This window comes from Aedoeadaptatus urinae (assembly GCF_900155585.1).
Taxonomy (GTDB): domain Bacteria; phylum Bacillota; class Clostridia; order Tissierellales; family Peptoniphilaceae; genus Aedoeadaptatus; species Aedoeadaptatus urinae.
In genome coordinates this window covers 180,409-199,890 of the sequence record NZ_LT707417.1, presented here as the reverse complement: position 1 = coordinate 199,890, position 19,482 = coordinate 180,409, and the positions used below count along the sequence as shown (strand labels likewise).

Sequence of the window (19,482 nt, the reverse complement as noted above, 5' to 3'; positions counted from 1 at the left end):
AAAAAGACGATAGTTTTTCTATCGCCTTTGGTTACCATTTTGATGAAATTTTTTAAATTGATTTTATCTCTTCATTGATTCCCTGAAAGAATGCTATAACGGTTGCTCCAATCATCGGTACGCCGTATGGACTAACTAAAAATCCGATAATCAATGCTTCGATTCCGATGGTAACTTCTTTTTGTAAGAAAGATGCTATTGCTCCAAATATGCAAAACATCATCAGCAAATATAGCAGTGCCGTTCCTATTCCGAGTAAGAATGTCAGAAATGCAGTGAGAATACTAAGCAGGAAGCTGATTGGGAAAAAGATTATTTTTATTGTCCATCTCATAAAATATCTTCCCTTTCTATTCAATCATTTTGAAGTGTCTCAAGGCATCCATGATAGCTTCTTCTTTTTCAGGTGTACACTGTGGAATAATTTGTTTCTCCTTTTTAGACTTGTTGTAATGTTCTCGTAATTCTATTCCACATTTCCTTTTTATCTGTGCAATATATAATGTCGGAACTTTTAATTCAAATTTATTCCAAACATATTCTTTGATTTGAGCATATGTTGCCTTACTTTCAGCACTTGTCAAATCAAGCTCATCCAGCTCAATTTCAATATTTATATGCTTATCGACATCAAGTTTGGACAAAAGTGCTACCGTCTCCACATGTGCCGTTCTCGGGAATTGGTCCACGGCTTCGAGGTGTTCCACTTTATAGCCCTTCGCTTCCAGTATCTCGATGTCTCTTACTTGGGTCACGGGGTTGCAACTGATGTAGAGGATGCGTCCCGCGCCGAGGGCAGCGAGCTTGTCGATGGCTTTCGGGTGGATGCCGTCACGGGGCGGATCCACGACGAGGAGGTCGCAGGTTTCCTCCACGGTGTCGATCATCTCCAGCACGTCACCGGCGATAAAGCGGGCGTTGTCGATACCGTTTCGCTCGGCGGAGCGATTGGCATCTTCCACGGCGGATTCCACGATTTCGATGCCCACCACTTTCTTCGCCGCCTTGGCCAGCACCTGGCCGATGGTGCCCGTGCCGGAATAGAGATCGAAGACGACGCCTTTTTCTTCCGCCGCCAACGCCCGGGCCTTTTCGTAGATCAGCGTGGCCGTATCGGGATTGGGCTGAAAGAAGGAAAAGGGCCCGATGTCGAAGTGGAGGTCCAAAAGATTTTCGCCGATGACCTCGTCGCCAAAGAGATGGCGCACTTCCTCGGGCTTAATGGCGTCGGCCCAGTCGTCGGTGATGGTGCGGTAAATGCTCGCGATATTGCCCTTGAGCTTCAGGCCGCGCAAAAATTCCACGAAGGCCGCCTCGTCCACCTCGTCCGACGAGGTCACCAGGTTCACCAAGTAGCTGTCCGTGGCCCGGGCGTAGCGCACGACGAGAAAGCGCAGGGTGCCCTCGTGCTTCATGCGGTGATAAAAGGGCGTGTTCAGCTCGCGGAAATAGCCTTCCACGGCGGCGCGAATGGCCTCCATGTCTTCCGGCACCAGGAGGCAACCCGTGGTGGAGACGATGTCGTAAAAGCCCTTTTTGTGGTGCAGGCCCAGAGTGAGGGGGCCGCCCTTTTCCGCATCGCCAAAAGTGTATTCCATTTTGTTGCGGTAGTGATAGGCCCTGGGCGCCGGGGTGTAGGGCACGTCCCGGCCGTAGAGGTCGTCGATCATGGCTTTTTTCAGGGCCGATTCCTTTTCGTAGCTCAGGCTCTGGTAGGTGCAGCCGCCGCAAATGGCCGCGTGTGGGCAATCGGGCGCCTCTTCCATGGGAGATGAGGCCAAAAGCTCCACGATCTTTCCCTTTTTATTGTCCTTGCGATTCCTGGTAATGCGTACGCCCACCTTTTGCCCGGGCAGGCCGCCTTTCACCACAACCCGCACGCCGTCTTCCGTTTCCACCACGGATTTGTTGGGGAAATGCCGCCGGGTAATCTCGCCTTCTACATATTTCTTCGCCATAATGCCTCCTTTTCTGTCTAAGGCATTATACCACACCCCCGTAAACCTCCCGCCTTTGGGTATATAGATATCGGTGATACTATGTTTAATTTTGACAATTCTTACGAAAGGCTGCCCGGCGCTTTTTTCCGCAAGGTGGAGCCCACGCCGGTGGCGCAGCCTTCTTTTTTTATAACCAACCCTCTCCTCGCCGAAGAGCTCGGGCTCAATCCCCATGCGCTTTTTTCGGAGGAGGGTTTAGAGGTGCTGAGCGGCAACGCCCTTCCCGATGGCGCGTCGTCCATTGCCATGGCCTATATGGGCCATCAGTTCGGCTACCCGGCCATTTTAGGCGACGGGCGGGCCATTCTTCTCGGCGAGCAGGTCACGCCCGCCGGGGAGCGCATGGACATTCAGCTTAAGGGGGCGGGGCAGACGCCCTTTTCCCGCATGGGCGACGGCAGGGCGGCCCTGGGCCCCATGCTTCGCGAATATATTTTAAGCGAGGCCATGCACCATTTAGGCGTGCCCACCACCCGGGCCCTGGCCGTGGTGACCACTGGCCAGACCGTTTTTCGCAACCAAAGGGTAGAAGGCGCCGTCCTAACCCGCGTAGCCAAGAGCCATTTGCGCGTGGGCACCTTCGAGTGGGTGGCGCAATCCGGCGGCGACATCAATGTCCTCCTGGACTACGCCATCAAGCGCCACGACCCGGATCTCCTCGGCGCCGACGACCGCGCAGCCCGCTGGCTCGCCCGTGTGGCGGCACGGCAAGGGGAGCTTATCGCCCGCTGGATGGCCCTGGGCTTCGTCCACGGCGTCATGAACACGGACAATATGACCATATCAGGCGAAACCATCGACTACGGCCCCTGTGCCTTTTTGGATACTTTCAGTCCCAAGACCGTGTTCAGCTCCATCGACCAATTGGGCCGCTACCGCTTCGAAAATCAAGCGCAGATCGGCGCATACAATCTCACGAAATTGGGCGAGGCCCTGGGGAGCGTCCTCGGCGATGAAAAGGCCCGGGAGGAAAAAATAAACGCCGCCCTCAATGCCTACGCCGACGCCTTTCGCACGTCCTACTTCCGCCTCTTGGCCCGTCGCCTGGGCTTTAAGGATGCGACTGACGCCGTCTGCGAGCTGATTAATCAATGGCTCAATCTGCTTTTAGAGGAGAAGCTCGATTACAACGAATCCTTCCTGCGCCTCACCCACGGCGACAGGCGGGATGATTGGTCCGATAACTTTGCCGCCCTCTACACAAAAATTATTACCGCCGCGGGCGACGGGGGCGATGCCATTCGCCGCGCAAACAATCCCGCCATATTCCCCCGCAATTATCTGGTAGAGCGGGCCATACAGGAGGCGGAGCTCGGGGACAAGAGCTTTCTTCTGAACTTTATGGAGCTGTTGGAAGATCCCTATGCCCACACGCCGGAACAAATGGCCCTGCGAGACGCCCCCGCCATTGACGGCTACAAAACCTTTTGCGGCACGTGATGGTGCGATCCCGATGATAAAAGAGAATAGAAGAAAGAAAAAAGCCACCGCGAGGTGGCTTTCATCTTTTCCCATAAGGGGTCCGTTATTTTTTAGTGATTTCGATGCCGATATTATTTTCAAAAGCGTTGTCAGCTAATTTTGTAACCGATGCGGGAATGGTGACTTTCACAATATTATTGTAAGCAAAAGCTTTTTTATCGATGGTTTCGATGCCTTCTTCCAAAGTCAGATTGATCAAGCCGCAAGCATTGAAGGCACTGTTGCCGATTTTCTTGACCGTGCCGGGGATCACCAGGTCTTGGAGATTTTTATTGCCGCTAAATGCATTCGACTTGATGTCGGTGACCGATGCGGGGATGGTCAGATTTCTAATGTCCGCATTTTGGAAGGAGCGCATTCCGATGGTGGTCACGCCTTCGGGAATGGTCAATTCCTGAATGGGGCAACCGTAAAAGACGGAGCCCGCGATTTCGGTGAGGCTATTGGATAAGGTGACTTTCTTTAAGTGTGTGCAATTCGAAAAAGCACCGCCACCGATGGTCTTCACGCTGTCGGGGATCACCACTTCTTCGATGAGGTTGTTTCTAAAGGCTCCTCCTCCGATTTCTTCAATGCCGTCTTCGATGACCAGCTCTTTAATCTTGTTGTCGTCCGGGTCGGAAGCATCTCTACCGAATAGACTCGGTGCGATCTTTGTAATGGGATTGCCTGCCGCATCATGGGCCGGAATGGTCACTCTGTTGCTGGTGGCAAGTTTATCTTTCGCACTATCGGAAATGCCGGTGAGAGTGCCGCCTTCAACGACGAAGTCTTCCGGTGTCCAGGGCACGCCGGTGTAGTCGTCGTCGATGTCTTGGTCGGTGCCGCTGTCGATGAGGGCATCCAGTTTCACGACAAAGGGGGTCCCTGCAAGTTGACTTTTTACTTCCTCGGCAAACACAGGTTTCGCCGTATCGCCGTTGATTTCCCAATCAACCGCCTTGGCCAAGCCGGCGCCGTTTTTTCCGTAGCCGACTTGGGTCGTGATCTTTTCATTTAACAATGCTTTAACTTCATCCGGTGTCATGCCTTTGACGCCCAGGCGGTTGCCGAGAATGACTTCGATGCCGGTGTTGCCGCTAAAGGCGTTTTCACAGATCTTCTTCAGGCCGAAGGGCAAATTCACTTTGGTCAATTGATTGTTTCCAAAGGCGGAGCATGCCACTTCTTCCAATGCTTTGTTGAATTTTACCGATGTCAGATCATTGCCCGAAAAAGCATTGACGTCGATTTTCTTCAGATTTTCGTTGCATGTAAGCTCTGTCAGCTTCCCATTCATAAAGGCATTGCGCCCGATGGATTCAAGGTTTTTGCCCAGAGTGACTTTTTCAAGTGTCTTTTGACTCGGAAGGCCCCTGAATGCCATATCGCCGATAGACTTCAGGGAGTCGGGGAATTGCAGTTCTTTAATATGATGGGCCAGGAAGGCTTGTTTGTCGATGGTTTCCAGGCCTTCGTTGAAGCGCACTTTTTCCAAGGGATTTCCTGCAAAAGCTCCCATTTCGATGGTCTTGATATTTTTGGGAATTTCCACCGATGCCAAATCATATTTCGGGGCCCTGGTTGGGTTTTTAAATGCACTCTTGGAGATGGTATCGACGCCGTTTATTGCGGGGATGATCAGGTTCTTATCCGTGGCGACCCGTTCCTTGCCTTTATCGCTGAAGCCGGTAATTTTGTTACCTTCCACGGTAAAGTCATCTTCGTCCCAAACGCCCAGTGTATCTTTGGCAATTTTTACCTTGACGATGAGGCGAATCTTCTTCAGATTTTCCTGTACGGTTTCGTTGGAGGTCCCGTCTGTTTTGTTGGGGCCTAAGAGGCTGTTCAGCTTTTCGTCGGAAATTTGTTCGAATTTCGCGCTGTAGGTGGAAATATCGCCTTCTCTGCCCAGAAGTTCCCAGCTGTCGATGCCCAGGGCCGTCTTTTCGTCTTTGATTTGACCCTTGAAGATATAGGGACGTAATTGAACGACTTCGCTTAATTTTTCTTCCACGGTCTTTCCGGCCAGGGACGTGATTGCCACGGGATCCTTCAGATAAATTTTAAAGATATTGTCGCCTTCAAAGCCCGGGTTGAAGCGGAAGGAGTTGCCGCAGAATACCTTGAGGGAATTGGGCACGGTGACTTCCGTGATCTTGTTGCGGCAGAAAATCTTCGGCGCAATGGTTTCCAATCCGTCGGGGAAATTAACCGTTTGAACCAAATTCGACTTAAAGGCGCCCAGGTCGATTTCCTTCAACGTGGAGGGGAATTTAATCGTGGTAAGGGCGTCAGATGAAAAGGCGGAATCGCCGATATAGGTCACGCCTTCTTCAAAGGTTAAATTCACGATATTGCTATCGCTAAAGCCGTTGGGCTCAATATGATTCAGAGTGCCGGGAACGGACAGAGTTTTGATATTATTCTTGGAAAATGCGCGGGCCTTGACGTGTTCGATGCCGTCCTTCAAATTTAATTTGGCGATGCCGCATTTGAGGAAGGCGTTGACGCCGACGGTCTTCATGGAGCCGTCGATGGTCAATACTTTGATCGGCTGCGTGGCAAAGGCGTTGTCCGCGATTTCATCCACGCCGGCAATGGCTGGAATGACCAGGTTGTTTTTGTTCTTTTCAAGCTTAGCCTTGCCTTGTTCCGTCAAGCCTTTAATGGCATTGCCTTCGATGATGAAATCTTCCTTCACATAGGGGTCGACGGTAGCGGGTTTTTCGCCTTCCACGGTTTTAAAGTCGATGGTGGCTTGTTCCATATCGGCTTTTTCCTTTTCCAAAGATGCCAGGGTGGCCTTGGGATTGTTAAATTCCGCTTCGGCGACTTTGATTTGTGCCTTTAATGCGTCGATGTCCGCTTGTTTGGCTACGACTTCCCCTTCTTCGATCTTCTTGGGATCCGTTTCGTCGCTTGGGGTCAGGCCTGCGAGAAGGCTCTTGGCCTTGGCGATGAATTCGCCCAGAATGCGGCGGGCATCTTTCATTTCAGGCGTGTCGTTTTTGCCGGGATTCGGATCGGGCTTCGGGTCCGGATTCGGCTTCGGGTCCGGATTCGGTTTCGGATCCGGCGTGGGCGTGCTTCCGCCGTTGGAATTGCCGGTATTCGACTTGCCGCTATTACCCGAGTCGGGGGGAAGCCAGGTGCTGTTGTCCTTGCCTGCAACTTTATCCCGCAGGCGATTGTTTTCTTCCAGCATGGGCAGGCCGTTGTAGACGATGTCGAAAATATCTCGACGGACGGCCGGGGCGTTAAAGTCTTTGATATCTACGCCGGACAGCAAGCCTTTTGCCGCGGCGTATTGAAGATAGGGCTTGGCCCAGTCTTTTCCCGTGATGGGGGCGCCTTCTTTAAACCCTTTGTCCAGGCGCACGATAAAGGTGATCATTTCCTGATAGGTGACCGGTTTTTCCGGATAGAAATTTCCGTCGGGCATGCCCTTGGCCACGCCGGCGGCTCTCAGAAATTCGATGTAATCGTGGGCCCAGTGGCTCTTGGGAACGTCCTTAAAGCTTTGAGATGCCCAATTGATCTCTTTCATCTTTCCTTCCAGGTCGGAACCGTGAACGATAAGTTTCATAGCTTCCGCCCGGGTGAGATAGGCGTCCAGTTTCAGATCTCCGCCGTCTCTACCTACGACGATCTTCTTTTCTTGCAAAATATCCAATTTTGAATTGGCATGAACCAAGTTCAGAGGCAAGCAAGTCAGAATCATAAGTAGTGACAACAAGTAGATCAATGGTTTTCGTTTTATCATTGATTCTCCTTTCACTTAAATAAAAAACTATCTATCTTATTTATATCTATATATAAGAAGGCTTTCAACAATTAGTGGATATGCCTATACAAGTACTTTTGTATTTCCTTTTTCTATGACACTTCCCTCTCCCCCAGCGCTTCGCCTCGCCGTCCATTCGGTCATTATGGTACAATAAAGAAAACACCATAAAGGATCTGACACTATGAATTATGAACTAGGCATCGTCGGCGGCATGGGCCCTTTGGCCACTTCCGTTCTCTTCGACTACATCGTCCGCCACACCGCCGCCCATAAAGACCAAGACCACATTAACGCTTTGATTCTAAATCACGCCACGCTGCCCGACCGCACGGAGGTCATCCTCCACGGCGAGGATGAGGATTTTCTCGACGCCGTGAAGGGCGACTACGAAATTCTGAATATGCTCAAGGTGCCTCTCATCGCCTTTCCCTGCAACACGGGCCACTATTTTTTCGAAGCCATGGAAGCCATGGCCGACGGGGAAATCATCAATATGATCGACGAGACCCTGGCCCGCTGCAAATCCATGGGCGCCGATAAGGTGGCGGTCTTTGCCACGGAAGGCACCCGCGCCGCCAAGTCCTACGACCGCTACGCTAAGGCCCACGACCTGGCCGTGGTCTATCCCGACGCCGAGGAGCAGGCCGCCATCAGTCGGGTGATTTACGACGTGAAGGAATTGGGCAAGACCCGCTTCCCCGTCATGGACGAGTTGATCGACAAGTACACGAAGGACGCCGTGGTGATCCTCGCCTGTACGGAGCTTTCCACCATCGGCATCGACCACGAGAAGGTGGTGGACACCACCCAAGTCCTGGGAGATGTGATCATCGCCCGCTGCGGCAGAAAGAGGGTATAATGGATTTTATTTCAATTGTTTTAGGTACGGACAACAATGCCTACGGCGTGGCCCGTTCCCTTCACGAGGCCTACGGCGTGCATTCCTACGCCTACGGGGTGAAGCCCTTGCGCTTTACGCGGAAATCGAAAATCGTGGACGTGGAAATCCACGACGGCTTCGACACGGAGGAGGGCTTTATGCCCGTCATGAACGCCATTTACGAGCGCTTCAAGGATCAAAACCTGCCCCTGCTCCTCACCTCCTGCTCCGACGGCTACACCGCCCTGATCGCCAAGTACAAGGAGGAGCTCAAGGATCGCTTCCGCTTTAATTACATCGACTACGAGCTTCAGCAAAAGCTGGAAAACAAAGAGGACTTCTACGCCATTTGCGAGGAATACGGCCTGGACTATCCCAAGACCGTCATCATTACGGAAGAAAACAAGCACGACTTGGACCTGGGCCTCACCTATCCCGTGGGCCTCAAAGCCAACGACAGCATCGCCTTTGTCCATCTGCACTTCGAGGGCAAGAAGAAGTTTTATAAAATCGAAGACGCCGAGGAGCTCGCCCGCGTAGTGGACGACATTTACGCCGCCGGCTACAAGGGAGATCTCATCGCCCAGGACTTTATTCCCGGCAACTCCTCCGCCATGTACGTCCTCAACGCCTATGTGGACACCCGCGGCGAGGTGACCATGATGTGCTTGGGCAAATGCCTCTTGGACGAATGCCTGCCCTATGAAATCGGCAATTACAACGCCCTTTTGACCATGGGGGATCAGGCCCTTTACCATCAATACGAGGCCTTTTTAAAGGCCATCGACTACCGGGGCTTCGCCAATTTCGATTTGAAATACGACGTGCGGGATAAAACCTACAAGGTCTTCGAAATCAACATTCGCCAGGGCCGCTCGTCCTACTACATGACCGCCGGCGGCTGCAATTTTATGACTTATCCCGTGCAGGATTTGATTATCGGCGAATCAACGCCCTGCCACTACCACGACGAGCGGGGCCTGTGGCTCTTTGTGGATCCCGCCGTGCTGAGAAAATTCGGCAGTCCGCAGGATAAGGACTTAATCGAAGCATCCTTAAGAGAAGGCTTCACCTTCACCCAATGGTACGAGAAAGACCGCTCCCTGCCCCGCTGGCTCGACTACATGCGCCGCCGCATCTCCACGCGGAAATACTATCCCCACTACGAACCCCAACGACAAAATGACTGATGCCCCCGCCCGGGGGCTCTTTTATTGCTTTTGTCGATTGAAGAAATCTTCCATGGAAAAACACAATCCTCGGCTCCTCCTTTCCTGCGTATAATAGCCTTAGAACGATAATGACTCAACACAACATAAGGAGGTTCCTATGGCAGAAGACAAACGTGCATTGGTTCAAAAAGTATTGAATATGGAAGATGCCCCTCGCGTCCCTATCGGTTTTTGGTGGCATTTCGTGCCCAAAGACAAACACTCCGCAGGCCTTCAGGATCCGGGAATTTTCGACACGGTGGTAAAGAAGCAAAAGGAAACCTACGACATACTGAAGCCGGATTTCGTGAAGCTCATGACCGACGGCTATTTCTCCCACCCCGGCGTCGTGGAAAACGATATTCGCACCGTGGAAGATTTGAAGAAGATCAAACCCATCGGCAAAGACCATCCCTGGATTCGTGAACAGGTGGCATTGACGAAAAAAGCCATGGAATACATGGAAGGCGAGGTCATGGTCTTTTACAATATTTTCGCCCCCATGCAATCCATGCGCATGTACATCGAATACATCTTCTCCGACGTAGACGCCTTCCAGGATTTGATTATGAACCACCCGGAAGACATGGCCGCCGCGGCAAAGATCATCGGCGACGACACCATCGCCCTCATGGAAGCGTTGAAGGAAGAGACGGCTATCGACGGTATCTACTACAGCGTGCAAACCATTCAAAACGAAAAGGCCGACGAAGCCTTCCACGATAAATACGTGGTTCCTTCGGATCTGCAGGTGCTGGATGCGGCCAACGAGCTGTGGGACAACAACCTCATCCACATTTGCGGCATCGCCGGCTACCACAACGACATTCCCTTCTATAAAAAATACAAGGCCAAGGCTTACAACTGGGCCGTTCACACCGACAACTTCTCATTGAAAGAAGGCAAGGAGCTCTTTAACGCCGCCGTCATCGGCGGGTTCGACTACAAGCCCCACACCGTGTTGGAAGACGGCACCGACGAAGAAGTGGAAGCCTTCGTCAAAGACCTTATCGAAAAAACCGGCAAACGCGGCCTGATCATCGGCGCCGACTGCGCCGTGCCCGCGGACATCGACTTAAATCGACTGGCCTTCGTTCGCGAAGTGGCGGAAAAATATTCCCGATGAATGAAAGCCCCTGCGGGGGCTTTTTCATACACACAAAAAAAACCGAGGATGTCCTCGGTTTTTTCATATAAGAAAGCCGATTATTCGCCTTCTGCTTCTGCTGCGCCTTCAGCCATGCCGGCCATATCGCCCATGCCGGCCATTTCCATCATAATGGTTTCCGGATCGGCAACCTTCCACGTGTCGCCTTCCTTCTTCACGGCGATTTCCACGTCCTTGGTCTTGTCCTCCAGCTTGCTCACGTCGATGCCGGCCATAATTTCTTCGTCGGACTTACCGGCCATAATGTCGTCCATGGATTGAGTCATAATGCCCATGAAGTCCTTCGACGTAATGGTATAGGTCATGGTTCCGTCCTCGGCGCCGTCCTTGATTTCGCCGGATTTAAATTCGAACTTGGCGCTTTTAAGAATGTCCGCGACCAATTTGTTTTCCGGATTGTCCATATCCTTCATAAAATCGTCATCTTTCATGGCGCCCTTGTCCTTATCCAAGACGTGTTTTTGCGCCTCGTCCACATCCAGCTTTTGAATGGCGGTCATAAAGCCTTCGATGGATTCCTTCGCCATATCCGTGTCGGATTTTTTGTTGCAGGCGGGAAGGGCCACGAGCATCATCAGTGCCAGGGCGATCCACAGTAGTTTCTTTCTCATAGTCATCCTCCTTTTAATCCATTGGATTTTTCTTGACTACAGATTACCACCGGATGAGCCCTTCCACATCGCCCGAAAGAGTGAGATGAAGAAATTTTTTAAAAATTTTTTCCAAGAAAAAACCCGAAGGCCTTAAGATACCTTCGGGTGATTTTTTTAATGCAGAAGAACCAGCTCTTCCCCGCCGTCCAATTCCATGCGCCAGGCTACTGTGGCATAGCCCCGGGTGCCGTGGGAGAGATTTTCCACGGCGCCCTGTTCCTTGGGATTGAAGTAGTAACAGGGGTCGATTTTTTTAATGGTCCTGCCCTTTAAGCTTTTGTGAGACAGAAGTCTGAGGAGGGATTGGGTCGCCATAGGCAGCGCCTCACGCTCCCGGGTTTCGTCCAAGACGTCGATCCACATGCGGTCCATGTAGATCACCCTGTCGCCGATCATCTTCACTTCCGTGTAGGCCGACTCCACGTAGTTTTTCTTGTAGGTCTTCGTAAAGACGAGACGCCTGCGGTTGCCCGCGGTCTCGCTGTAGTAGAGGTGCATGTCGTCGGTGGCGAAGCCCCGCTCCTTTAAAAAGGCCAGGGCCTTTTCCTCCGCCTCGTCCTTTTCCAAAAAGGCGTTGGAGGTGCCGTCGGCTTCGTAGATAAAGCGGCGGTTGTCCAGCACCTTTAATTTGGCACGAGCCGTGGCGATCACCGCCTCGTCGTCGCCTCTGTCATCGATCTCGCCCTTGCCGTGAAAGAAGCGCTCGTTTAAATCCTCCGGCGTCTCCGTTTCAAAGGCCACGTCCAAGACGGGCAGGGTCTCCCCGTCCTTGGGGATCTCCGCCTCTACCTTGATTCCGGCATCGGCCAGCATCTCCTTGGTCTCCCGATGAAAGGCCGCGGCGTTTTCCTGTGGCTCCACCCGCCTGCGGTCCATGTAGAGAACGCCGGCGAGAAAGACGTCGGTGATGAGTAGGGCGACGATTAAAACGGTTTTTGCTTTTTCCCAATTCACGATGGATCACCGCCTACTAATTGCCCGCTAAGGGCGTCGAAGAGATAAAAGGCGTCGCCGTAGAGGACGTAGTAGCCCGGCAAAAGGGCCGCCTTTTCCTCTCCGGCCCGGTCCAGGTAGCAGAGGCTCACCCGGCGCAGTGGCTTTAATAACTGATCGTAGCCGTCGGTCTTGGCGCCGAATATTTCCGGATGCATGGCCACCACGTCGGTAAAGGCCATGCCTTCCACCTTGTCGTTTTCGCCCCGGTCCTCCGCCTTGTTTCTGTAGAGATAGGTCATGCGCCTCACCTGATTGTTAAAGAGCTCCACCACGATGTAGTCGCCCTTTTCCTCCCGCATGGGCAAGACGGGGAGGCCCTTTTCCGAATGGTCCATGACCACGCGAAAGCCGCGAATGCCGCCACTGGTCACGGGCTCCAGCTTTTCCAAATACACGTCGTCGATATTGCCGGTGCTTTTCGCCACAAATTCAAAGGCGCGCTCCACGGCGCCGGCGGGGTCCATGACCTTCTTCGCTACCTCCGACTGATCCTTGTAATCCAGAATGCCGTTTTTGTAAAGCCGCACCGTGCGCTGGCCGTTGACGTAGAGGGTGGAGTCCTCCTCGTCGATTTCGTGCATATCGTCGATACTCGCCTTTAACAGGCGGCGCAAGAGGTCGTTTTTATAGGCGCTTTCCATATGGGCCAGGTCGTTTTTGTAGATGACGTCCCCTTCAAAGACGGGCTTTTCGTCGGAAAGATAGAGGGCCCGCTGAATGCCGTAGCGCTCCCAAAGGGAACTGTAGGAAGGATTGTCTTCCTTTTCCAAAGAGCGAATGTATTTCGTAATGTCCGACAGGTTCACGGCGAAGTCGGGCTTCATAACGCCCTCTTCCGTCTCGAAAATAATCCCTTCCGATTCGGAAAAGTAGACGGACAAAATTTCCCCGGGCAGAGATTCCAGGTGGTACACGTTTTTAAAGAGCTCGGAGTAGGTGCCCTTGGCCACCTCAAAGACCACGGAGGGCGTGTCGTGGCATTTTAAATAATCCTTGTAGGCCATTTTTTCCCACTGAAAATCGTCCTTGCCGACGAAGGTCTGCTTCAGCACATTGCGGTAAAAGGGCCACAGGTTTTTCAGCTGCACCGTCTTCGTGTGCATGCCGCCGCCGAAATTCACCACCATGGCCGCGGGCATCATGCGCCCCACGACGGCGTCGGTGAGCTTCGGGTCCGACACGGGAATCAATTTGTTGCCCGTGGGAGGCGGCGCCAGCCAAATCTGCTGCGCCAGTCCCAAGGTCAAAAACAGGAGCACGCCGATAACGATAGATTTTAAACGCGCCTTCATGCTTCCTCCTGATCCATGGGAAAGCTCAGGAGGACCTCGGTGCCCACATTGAGCTCGCTCTTAATGCGGATTCTGCCCCCCATGTTTTCCATAATGTCCTTGGCGATGGAAAGGCCCAGGCCGCTGCCGCCCATGGCGCGGCTCCGCCCTTTTTCCACGCGGTAAAAGCGTTCAAAGATCCGGTCCAAATCCCGGCGGGCGATGCCGATGCCGTTGTCCTTGATCTGAATGTGCACACGGGAGCCGAAATTTCTGCCGATGATTTCGATTTTTCCCGCGTAGGTGGTGTACTTAAAGGCATTGGTCAAAATATTGGTAATGACTTGATACGCCCCGTGCTTGTCCGCCAAAAAGGGCCGTATGTCCACGGGAATGTCCAAATACACCTTGTGGTGCCGCTCCTTGATCATGGGCTGCAACGATTCCAAAATCGCCGTTACCACCTCGTAGGCGTCCATGGACACGGGCTCCCAATTGGTGCGCTTCGCATCCATATTGGACAGCTGCAAAAGGTCGGTAACCAGGTGGGTCATGCGGTCGCTTTCCCGGTCGATAATGCCTAAAAAGCGCAGCTGAGCCTCCCGATCCAAGGACGCCTTCATTAAAGTCTCCGTGTAGGATTTAATGGTGGTAATGGGGGTCTTCAGCTCGTGGCCCACATTGGCGACGAAATCCTTCCTGAGCACGTCCAAATTGTGCTCCTCCGTAATGTCCTGAAGCACGGCGATGATCCCCTGGGGTCTTTTGCTCTCGCCCTTATAGGGGGCGTAGCGAATATTATAGTACTTGTTTTTAATTTCCACCTGACTGAGCCCGGTTAAGGAGCCCGTCTCGAAGTAATTGAGCTTGGCGATGTTCAGCCGCTTCACGTCGAAGGAGCCGCCGACGGCATCGTCGGCCAGATCCAAAATCTCCCGAGCCACCGGGTTCACGTGGACCAGCTTGCCCATGGAATCCACGGCGATAATCCCCTCGGACATGTAGTGGAACATGGTGTCCAGCTTGGACCTTTCGGAGTCCATGCGGGAGATGGTCTCTTCCAATTCGCCGGTGAGGTAATTAAACATGCTCCCCAGTCGGCCGATTTCGTCGTTGCTCTTCACGTCGACCTTTTGATTGAAATTGCCCTCCGCCATTTCCCGCGCCTGCCGCGTCACGTCCCGAATAGGCAGGGTAATGGAGCGGGCGAGAATATAGGCGAGGAGGGTGGTAATGCCCATGGCCACCACCATGGCATAGGTCATAATGACCCGGGCATCGCCCACCACGCCGTAAAGGCTGCTTAGATCGGCGACCATGTAAAATAAGCCCATGACGCTGCCGTCTTTTGCAAAGACGGGCATGGTGTAATGGGCGTAGCGTACCTTTGTCTTGGCGTCTTCTCGAATAATCGACGAGCCCTCGCCGCGAAAGCCGTCTAAGATCAGCTTCGGCGACAGCTCCGACTCCCCGAGGGCGTTTTGTCCCGCCGTCAGCTCACCGGAATTGTTGGTGGTGGCGATGACCTTCGGCACCTCCCCGGGGCCGATGACGTAAATGGCCTCGTCGCTTCCGATTCGCCAGGCATTCAGCGTGTTTTGAATGCGGCCGTGAACCTCGTCCCAAGGCGTCTCCGTTAAATAAGGCGATGAATTGGCGATGGAGCTTAGGGTCTGCTCCATATCCGTCTGCACCTTCTCCAGCTGGGCATCTTCCAAGCGGTTGACGATAAAGGCCCCGATAATGGCCATAACCACCAACACGAGAAGGACGTAGATAAAGATAAATCGCCACTTAATGCTGGAATAATGCTTATCCTCCAAAGTAATAGCCCACTCCTCGCTTCGTTAAAATATAGCGAAAATCTTCGCCGGCATCCTCGATCTTTTCTCTCAAACGGCGCACCGTCACGTCCACGGTGCGAATGTCGCCGTAGTATTCGTAGCCCCAGACCTCTTCCAAAAGGGTCTCCCGGCTGAACACCGTGCCCGGCGACTGGGCTAAGTACTTCAACAGCTCAAACTCCCGCAGCGTCAGATCCACCACCTTGCCCCGCTTGGTCACCTCGTACTTCACGGGATCGATGTTCAGATCCGCTTCCTCGATGACCTCGTCGGGCAAATAGCCTTCGTTTTCGAAATCCTGGCGGCGGAAGTTGGCCTTCACCCGGGCGATCAATTCCCCCATGCTGAAGGGCTTCACCACGTAATCGTCGGCGCCCAGCTCCAGGCCCCGGATGCGGTCGCCCTCGGCATCCTTCGCCGTGAGCATAATCACCGGCACCCGGCTCCTCTTGCGAATCTCCCGCAGAGTCTCAAAGCCGTTCATGCGCGGCATCATCACATCTAAAAGCACCAGATCCGGCGCCCAGGCGTCGAAGGTTTCCAGACATTCCACCCCGTCCTTGGCCGTGGCGGTTTCGTAGCCCTCGTTGGATAAATTGTATGCGATAATTTCGGCAATAGCCGCTTCGTCTTCAGTAATTAAAATTTTCATGGGATCGCCTCCTACTTTGATTATATCACAGGTCAAATCGGTTATAATCAAGGGGAAGTCTTAGCGCTGAAGCTTTCGCGAAAGTTCCATGATTTTTTCATAAAGCGCCCGCACTTCGCCGCCGTAAGGCGCCGCCTGCTGCTCCAGTCGGGATAGGAGCAACCCCTCACGCTCGGGATCGTAGACGGGCAGGCTCTTTCTCTTCTTCTCCTCGCCGATGGCCCGAGACAGCTCGAAGCGTGCCTTTAGAAGGGCCACCAGCTCGTCGTCCACGGCGTCGATTTCTTTTCGTATAGATTCGATAGACATAATACCTCCGGAGGTTCTATGATTCACATTATTTACCACGGCTACTTTTCCTTCGCCATCCACAGGGTGGTGCAGGATTTAATCAATAAAGGCAGGGGCGTTCTCGCCAAGCCCCACACGGACTATATCCTGGAGGCGGATAAAAACGGCATCGTCGCCCGGGATTTAAAAAGGGATCCCGCCCCCGACGCCTATTTGTTTTTCGACAAGGACGTGCGCCTGGCGAAGGCGCTTGAAAAAAAACGCCCCGTCTTTAATTCGGCGGAGGCCATCGCCTTGGCCGACGACAAAATTTCCACCTACACCGCCCTGGCGCCTTTCTTACCCATGGTCGACACGGTGCCCGCCCCCTTCCACTACCGAAGGGAAGCACTGAAGGAAAATTTCCTCGATTATGTAGAAACGCGCTTCGACTATCCCATGGTAATCAAGGCCGCCAAGGGCTCCTTCGGCGAGCAGGTCTATCTGGCGAAAAATCGCGACGAGGCACAGGCCATCGCCGAGACCATGGCGGGGGATGATTTTCTCTTTCAGCCCTTTATCGCCGAATCCGCCGGCGTAGACAGGCGGGTGCTCCTTATCGGAGGTGAAATCGTCGGCGCCATCGAGCGCAGAAACGAACGGGACTTCCGCGCCAATATCGCCGCGGGCTCCGTCGCCCGTCCCATCGAGCTCACCGAGGAAGAAAAAACCATCGCCCTCGCCGCCCACAAAAGGGCCCGCCTCGCCTTTTCCGGCATCGACCTGATCGAGTCCGAAAAGGGTCCGCTCCTGGTGGAAATAAATTCCAATATGAGCTACCTGGGCTTTCAGGAAGCCACGGGGATCGACGTGTCGAGGAAGCTGTTGGCTTACGTTAACATGGCCGCAAAAAGAGCCTGATGCCTTTATGGGATCAGTGTAGCACGTTTATTCCATAGAGACAATTCGGTGGCCTATTTAAAAAATCTATAGCCGCCGATTCCTATGACGTAATTCTATAACCCGAGGTCCATTCCCTCGCTCTTTCCTATGTTATAATTCAATTATGGAGGGATACTATGCATCTAGACGTATGTGGAGGTTGCAACGCCAAAATCGGCGCCGGCGACCTGACGAAAATTTTAAAGAAATTACCCATTCACAAGCGCGACGATATTATCGCGGGCTTTGAAGGCAACGAAGACGGCGCCATTATCCAGGTCTCCGACGACTTGGCCGTGGTCACCTCTGTGGACTTCTTTCCGCCTATGGTGGAAGACGCCTACGCCTTCGGTAAAATCGCCGCAGCCAACTCCCTGAGCGATCTCTACGCCATGGGCGCGGAACCGGTGAGCGCCATGAACATCGTGGCCTTCCCCGAGGAAGAAGACATGGCCATTTTAGACGCCATCCTGCAAGGGGGCGCCGAGGTTTGTGAGGAAGCGGGGGCCACGTTAACCGGCGGCCACTCCATTCACGACCCGAGAATTAAATACGGCCTCAGCGTCATCGGCAAATTAAAGCTCAGCGAGGTGCTGCGCAACAACACGCCGAAGGTCGGCGACGCCCTGTATTTGACCAAGCCCCTGGGCGTGTCCCTCTTAATGAGCGGCTACCAGGTAGACGAGGTTTCCAAGGAGGATTACCAACGGGCCGTGGATTCCATGTGCCGCCTCAACAAGGGCGCCTACGAAATCCTGAGAAAATACGACGTCCACGCCCTCACCGACGTCACGGGCTTCGGCCTCTTGGGCCACCTGTGCGAAATGGCGGAAGGCGCAAGCGCCGTCGTCTTATCCGATCAGTTGAACATTCTCCCCGGCGCCAAGGAAGCGGCGGAAGGCTTCCTCTTCACCGCCGGCGGCCAACGCAATCGCAAGGCCTACGGCGACAAAATCGCCTTTGAAATCGACGACTTCGCCCTGGAAGAGGTCCTCTACGATCCCCAAACCTCCGGCGGCCTCTTAATCAGCGTCGACGGCAAGGACGGAGCAAAGATGGCGGAAGAAATGAAAACCGCCGGCATCGACGTCGCCTGCATCGGCGAAATGATCGAGCCCGGCGACAAAGCAATTTACGTGAGGTGATAGAAATGAAAATTATCGATGCCATGGGTCTCGCCTGTCCGAGACCGGTTATTTTAACGAAAAAAGCCATTCGCGAGGAAAACCTGGACGAGGTCACCGTCAAGGTGGACAACGAAATCGCCACGGAAAATCTGACGAAAATGGGCAAGCAATTAGGCTTTAGTGCCGAAGTCAAAACCAATTCCAAAACCGATTACGAGGTCTACCTGAAAAAAACCGGCGACGCTCAATGCGAGCTTATGTTTGAAGAGGACAGCAGCGAATACATCGTCGTTATCTCCTCCGACCACATGGGCACCGGCGACGAAGCCTTCTCCAAAAACCTACTGGAAGGCTTTGTCTACGCCCTAACCGAACAAGACGTGGCGCCGAAATACGTCGTCTTCTACAATATGGGCGTCACCCTTCCCAGCATCAACGAAAAGGTCATCGGCGACTTAAAGGCATTGGAAGAACGGGGCACACAGGTCCTCTCCTGCGGCCTCTGCCTCGGTCAATACGACCTGAAGGAAAAACTGCAGGTGGGCGAAGTCACCAATATGTATCGCATCTGCGAGCTCATGATCCAATACAAGGTCGTCAAGCCCTGTTAAACTTACGCAATAAAAAAACATCCTCTGCCTCGAGCAAAGGATGTTTTTTTAATGGGGAAACTTATGCCAAACGTTCGTCGCTTAAGGCGCGGCGCAGAAGGGGATAGAGAATATCCGCCAAGAGGGCGCCGCCGACCCCTTGAAAAATGTTGGGAACGAAGCTGGCGATGGCCGTGGGAAAATTATAAAGAATGATTCCTTCAGCGAGTAAATAGCCTACCGCCATGACAAGGCCCCCTGCCAAGCCGCAAAGCACAAAGCTCATGCGGGTCTTTTCGTGGAGATAGCCCGCCACAAAGCCTTCCAGACCCTTCACCACTAAGGTGATGGGCGCGTAAAAAGCGTAGCCCGACAAGAGATCCGCCAGAGCCGAACCGATGCCGCCGATTAGCCCGCCGGCCATTTTGCCCATTAAGAGCGCCGATGCGATCACCACCGTGTCCCCCACGTTGAGATAGCCCTTGGTGGCGGGAATGGGAATTTGAATAATCATGGTCGCCACCGTGGTCAGGGCCATAAACATGGCGATCATGGTCAGCTTCTTTGTAGAAATATTTTTCATGTCTTCACCTCTTCCCACCATTATAAACCAAAAGTGAAGCCACC

At 53.2% G+C, this 19,482-nt stretch carries 17 protein-coding genes; 7 read left to right on the top strand and 10 right to left on the bottom strand.

Annotation, left to right across the window (positions count from 1 at the left end; all coding sequences use genetic code 11):
• Positions 1-52: 52 nt before the first annotated feature.
• Complete coding sequence (locus BQ7397_RS03270) at positions 53-334, bottom strand: CD1845 family protein (protein WP_001267686.1); 282 nt, start codon at positions 332-334, stop codon at positions 53-55.
• Positions 335-350: 16 nt separating this feature from the next.
• Positions 351-1,958: a 23S rRNA (uracil(1939)-C(5))-methyltransferase RlmD gene (gene rlmD / locus BQ7397_RS03265; protein WP_077074746.1), complete on the bottom strand. Its 1,608-nt coding sequence runs from the start codon at positions 1,956-1,958 to the stop codon at positions 351-353.
• An 81-nt stretch (positions 1,959-2,039) separates the two neighbouring features.
• Between rlmD and BQ7397_RS03260 the strand changes: the two genes are divergently transcribed.
• Positions 2,040-3,440 carry a protein adenylyltransferase SelO gene (locus tag BQ7397_RS03260; RefSeq protein WP_077074745.1) on the top strand — a complete coding sequence of 467 codons (1,401 nt, stop codon included), beginning with the start codon at positions 2,040-2,042 and terminating at the stop codon, positions 3,438-3,440.
• Positions 3,441-3,525: 85 nt separating this feature from the next.
• Here BQ7397_RS03260 and BQ7397_RS03255 read toward each other — a convergent pair whose 3' ends face one another.
• Positions 3,526-7,227 (bottom strand): leucine-rich repeat protein, encoded by a 3,702-nt coding sequence (locus BQ7397_RS03255; RefSeq protein WP_077074744.1) that lies wholly within the window; start codon positions 7,225-7,227, stop codon positions 3,526-3,528.
• Between the two features lie 205 nt (positions 7,228-7,432).
• Here BQ7397_RS03255 and BQ7397_RS03250 point away from each other — a divergent pair, with 205 nt between their 5' ends.
• The 3 genes from BQ7397_RS03250 to BQ7397_RS03240 all read left to right on the top strand — a co-directional run bounded on the left by BQ7397_RS03250 (position 7,433) and on the right by BQ7397_RS03240 (position 10,468).
• Entirely contained in the window at positions 7,433-8,110 is a 678-nt protein-coding gene (locus BQ7397_RS03250) for an aspartate/glutamate racemase family protein (RefSeq protein WP_077074743.1), read from the top strand.
• Positions 8,110-9,321 carry a carboxylate--amine ligase gene (locus tag BQ7397_RS03245; RefSeq protein WP_077074742.1) on the top strand — a complete coding sequence of 404 codons (1,212 nt, stop codon included), beginning with the start codon at positions 8,110-8,112 and terminating at the stop codon, positions 9,319-9,321. The genes BQ7397_RS03250 and BQ7397_RS03245 overlap by 1 nt, the downstream gene beginning before the upstream one ends.
• A 139-nt stretch (positions 9,322-9,460) precedes the next feature.
• Positions 9,461-10,468: a uroporphyrinogen decarboxylase family protein gene (locus BQ7397_RS03240; RefSeq protein WP_077074741.1), complete on the top strand. Its 1,008-nt coding sequence runs from the start codon at positions 9,461-9,463 to the stop codon at positions 10,466-10,468.
• 80 nt (positions 10,469-10,548) lie between these two features.
• Here BQ7397_RS03240 and BQ7397_RS03235 read toward each other — a convergent pair whose 3' ends face one another.
• The 6 genes from BQ7397_RS03235 to BQ7397_RS03210 all read right to left on the bottom strand — a co-directional run bounded on the left by BQ7397_RS03235 (position 10,549) and on the right by BQ7397_RS03210 (position 16,235).
• Positions 10,549-11,121 (bottom strand): hypothetical protein, encoded by a 573-nt coding sequence (locus BQ7397_RS03235; RefSeq protein WP_077074740.1) that lies wholly within the window; start codon positions 11,119-11,121, stop codon positions 10,549-10,551.
• 156 nt (positions 11,122-11,277) lie between these two features.
• On the bottom strand, positions 11,278-12,117 hold the full coding sequence (locus tag BQ7397_RS03230) for a two-component system regulatory protein YycI (RefSeq protein ID WP_077074739.1): 840 nt from the start codon (positions 12,115-12,117) through the stop codon (positions 11,278-11,280).
• Positions 12,114-13,451: a hypothetical protein gene (locus BQ7397_RS03225; protein ID WP_077074738.1), complete on the bottom strand. Its 1,338-nt coding sequence runs from the start codon at positions 13,449-13,451 to the stop codon at positions 12,114-12,116. Before BQ7397_RS03225 ends, BQ7397_RS03230 begins: the two co-directional genes overlap by 4 nt.
• Positions 13,448-15,253, bottom strand: a complete 1,806-nt coding sequence (locus tag BQ7397_RS03220) for an ATP-binding protein (protein ID WP_077074737.1) — start codon at positions 15,251-15,253, stop codon at positions 13,448-13,450. Before BQ7397_RS03220 ends, BQ7397_RS03225 begins: the two co-directional genes overlap by 4 nt.
• On the bottom strand, positions 15,243-15,926 hold the full coding sequence (locus BQ7397_RS03215) for a response regulator (RefSeq protein ID WP_077074736.1): 684 nt from the start codon (positions 15,924-15,926) through the stop codon (positions 15,243-15,245). The genes BQ7397_RS03220 and BQ7397_RS03215 overlap by 11 nt, the downstream gene beginning before the upstream one ends.
• A 60-nt stretch (positions 15,927-15,986) precedes the next feature.
• The gene (locus BQ7397_RS03210) at positions 15,987-16,235 is read right to left on the bottom strand and encodes a chorismate mutase (protein WP_077074735.1); all 249 of its coding nucleotides are present in this window, start codon (positions 16,233-16,235) and stop codon (positions 15,987-15,989) included.
• An 18-nt stretch (positions 16,236-16,253) separates the two neighbouring features.
• Here BQ7397_RS03210 and BQ7397_RS03205 point away from each other — a divergent pair, with 18 nt between their 5' ends.
• The 3 genes from BQ7397_RS03205 (at position 16,254) to yedF (ending at position 18,876) form a co-directional block, all read left to right on the top strand.
• Positions 16,254-17,117 (top strand): ATP-grasp domain-containing protein, encoded by an 864-nt coding sequence (locus BQ7397_RS03205; RefSeq protein WP_077074734.1) that lies wholly within the window; start codon positions 16,254-16,256, stop codon positions 17,115-17,117.
• 158 nt (positions 17,118-17,275) lie between these two features.
• Positions 17,276-18,283, top strand: a complete 1,008-nt coding sequence (gene selD / locus BQ7397_RS03200; protein WP_077074733.1) for a selenide, water dikinase SelD — start codon at positions 17,276-17,278, stop codon at positions 18,281-18,283.
• Positions 18,284-18,288: 5 nt separating this feature from the next.
• A complete protein-coding gene (gene yedF, locus BQ7397_RS03195; RefSeq protein WP_077074732.1) occupies positions 18,289-18,876 on the top strand; it encodes a sulfurtransferase-like selenium metabolism protein YedF in 588 nt (195 codons plus the stop codon).
• A 61-nt stretch (positions 18,877-18,937) separates the two neighbouring features.
• Here yedF and BQ7397_RS03190 read toward each other — a convergent pair whose 3' ends face one another.
• Entirely contained in the window at positions 18,938-19,438 is a 501-nt protein-coding gene (locus BQ7397_RS03190) for an ECF transporter S component (RefSeq protein WP_077074731.1), read from the bottom strand.
• Positions 19,439-19,482: the final 44 nt, after the last annotated feature.

What these genes read in the sequence shown, in the direction of transcription:
- BQ7397_RS03255 (WP_077074744.1), bottom strand. Translation starts at nt 7,227, where the DNA reads ATGATAAAACGAAAACCATTGATCTACTTGTTGTCACTACTTATGATT.
- selD (WP_077074733.1), top strand. Translation starts at nt 17,276, where the DNA reads ATGCATCTAGACGTATGTGGAGGTTGCAACGCCAAAATCGGCGCCGGC.
- BQ7397_RS03270 (WP_001267686.1), bottom strand. Translation starts at nt 334, where the DNA reads ATGAGATGGACAATAAAAATAATCTTTTTCCCAATCAGCTTCCTGCTT.
- yedF (WP_077074732.1), top strand. Translation starts at nt 18,289, where the DNA reads ATGAAAATTATCGATGCCATGGGTCTCGCCTGTCCGAGACCGGTTATT.
- BQ7397_RS03190 (WP_077074731.1), bottom strand. Translation starts at nt 19,438, where the DNA reads ATGAAAAATATTTCTACAAAGAAGCTGACCATGATCGCCATGTTTATG.
- BQ7397_RS03205 (WP_077074734.1), top strand. Translation starts at nt 16,254, where the DNA reads ATGATTCACATTATTTACCACGGCTACTTTTCCTTCGCCATCCACAGG.
- BQ7397_RS03240 (WP_077074741.1), top strand. Translation starts at nt 9,461, where the DNA reads ATGGCAGAAGACAAACGTGCATTGGTTCAAAAAGTATTGAATATGGAA.
- BQ7397_RS03215 (WP_077074736.1), bottom strand. Translation starts at nt 15,926, where the DNA reads ATGAAAATTTTAATTACTGAAGACGAAGCGGCTATTGCCGAAATTATC.
- BQ7397_RS03225 (WP_077074738.1), bottom strand. Translation starts at nt 13,451, where the DNA reads ATGAAGGCGCGTTTAAAATCTATCGTTATCGGCGTGCTCCTGTTTTTG.
- BQ7397_RS03245 (WP_077074742.1), top strand. Translation starts at nt 8,110, where the DNA reads ATGGATTTTATTTCAATTGTTTTAGGTACGGACAACAATGCCTACGGC.
- BQ7397_RS03210 (WP_077074735.1), bottom strand. Translation starts at nt 16,235, where the DNA reads ATGTCTATCGAATCTATACGAAAAGAAATCGACGCCGTGGACGACGAG.
- BQ7397_RS03260 (WP_077074745.1), top strand. Translation starts at nt 2,040, where the DNA reads ATGTTTAATTTTGACAATTCTTACGAAAGGCTGCCCGGCGCTTTTTTC.
- BQ7397_RS03250 (WP_077074743.1), top strand. Translation starts at nt 7,433, where the DNA reads ATGAATTATGAACTAGGCATCGTCGGCGGCATGGGCCCTTTGGCCACT.
- rlmD (WP_077074746.1), bottom strand. Translation starts at nt 1,958, where the DNA reads ATGGCGAAGAAATATGTAGAAGGCGAGATTACCCGGCGGCATTTCCCC.
- BQ7397_RS03235 (WP_077074740.1), bottom strand. Translation starts at nt 11,121, where the DNA reads ATGAGAAAGAAACTACTGTGGATCGCCCTGGCACTGATGATGCTCGTG.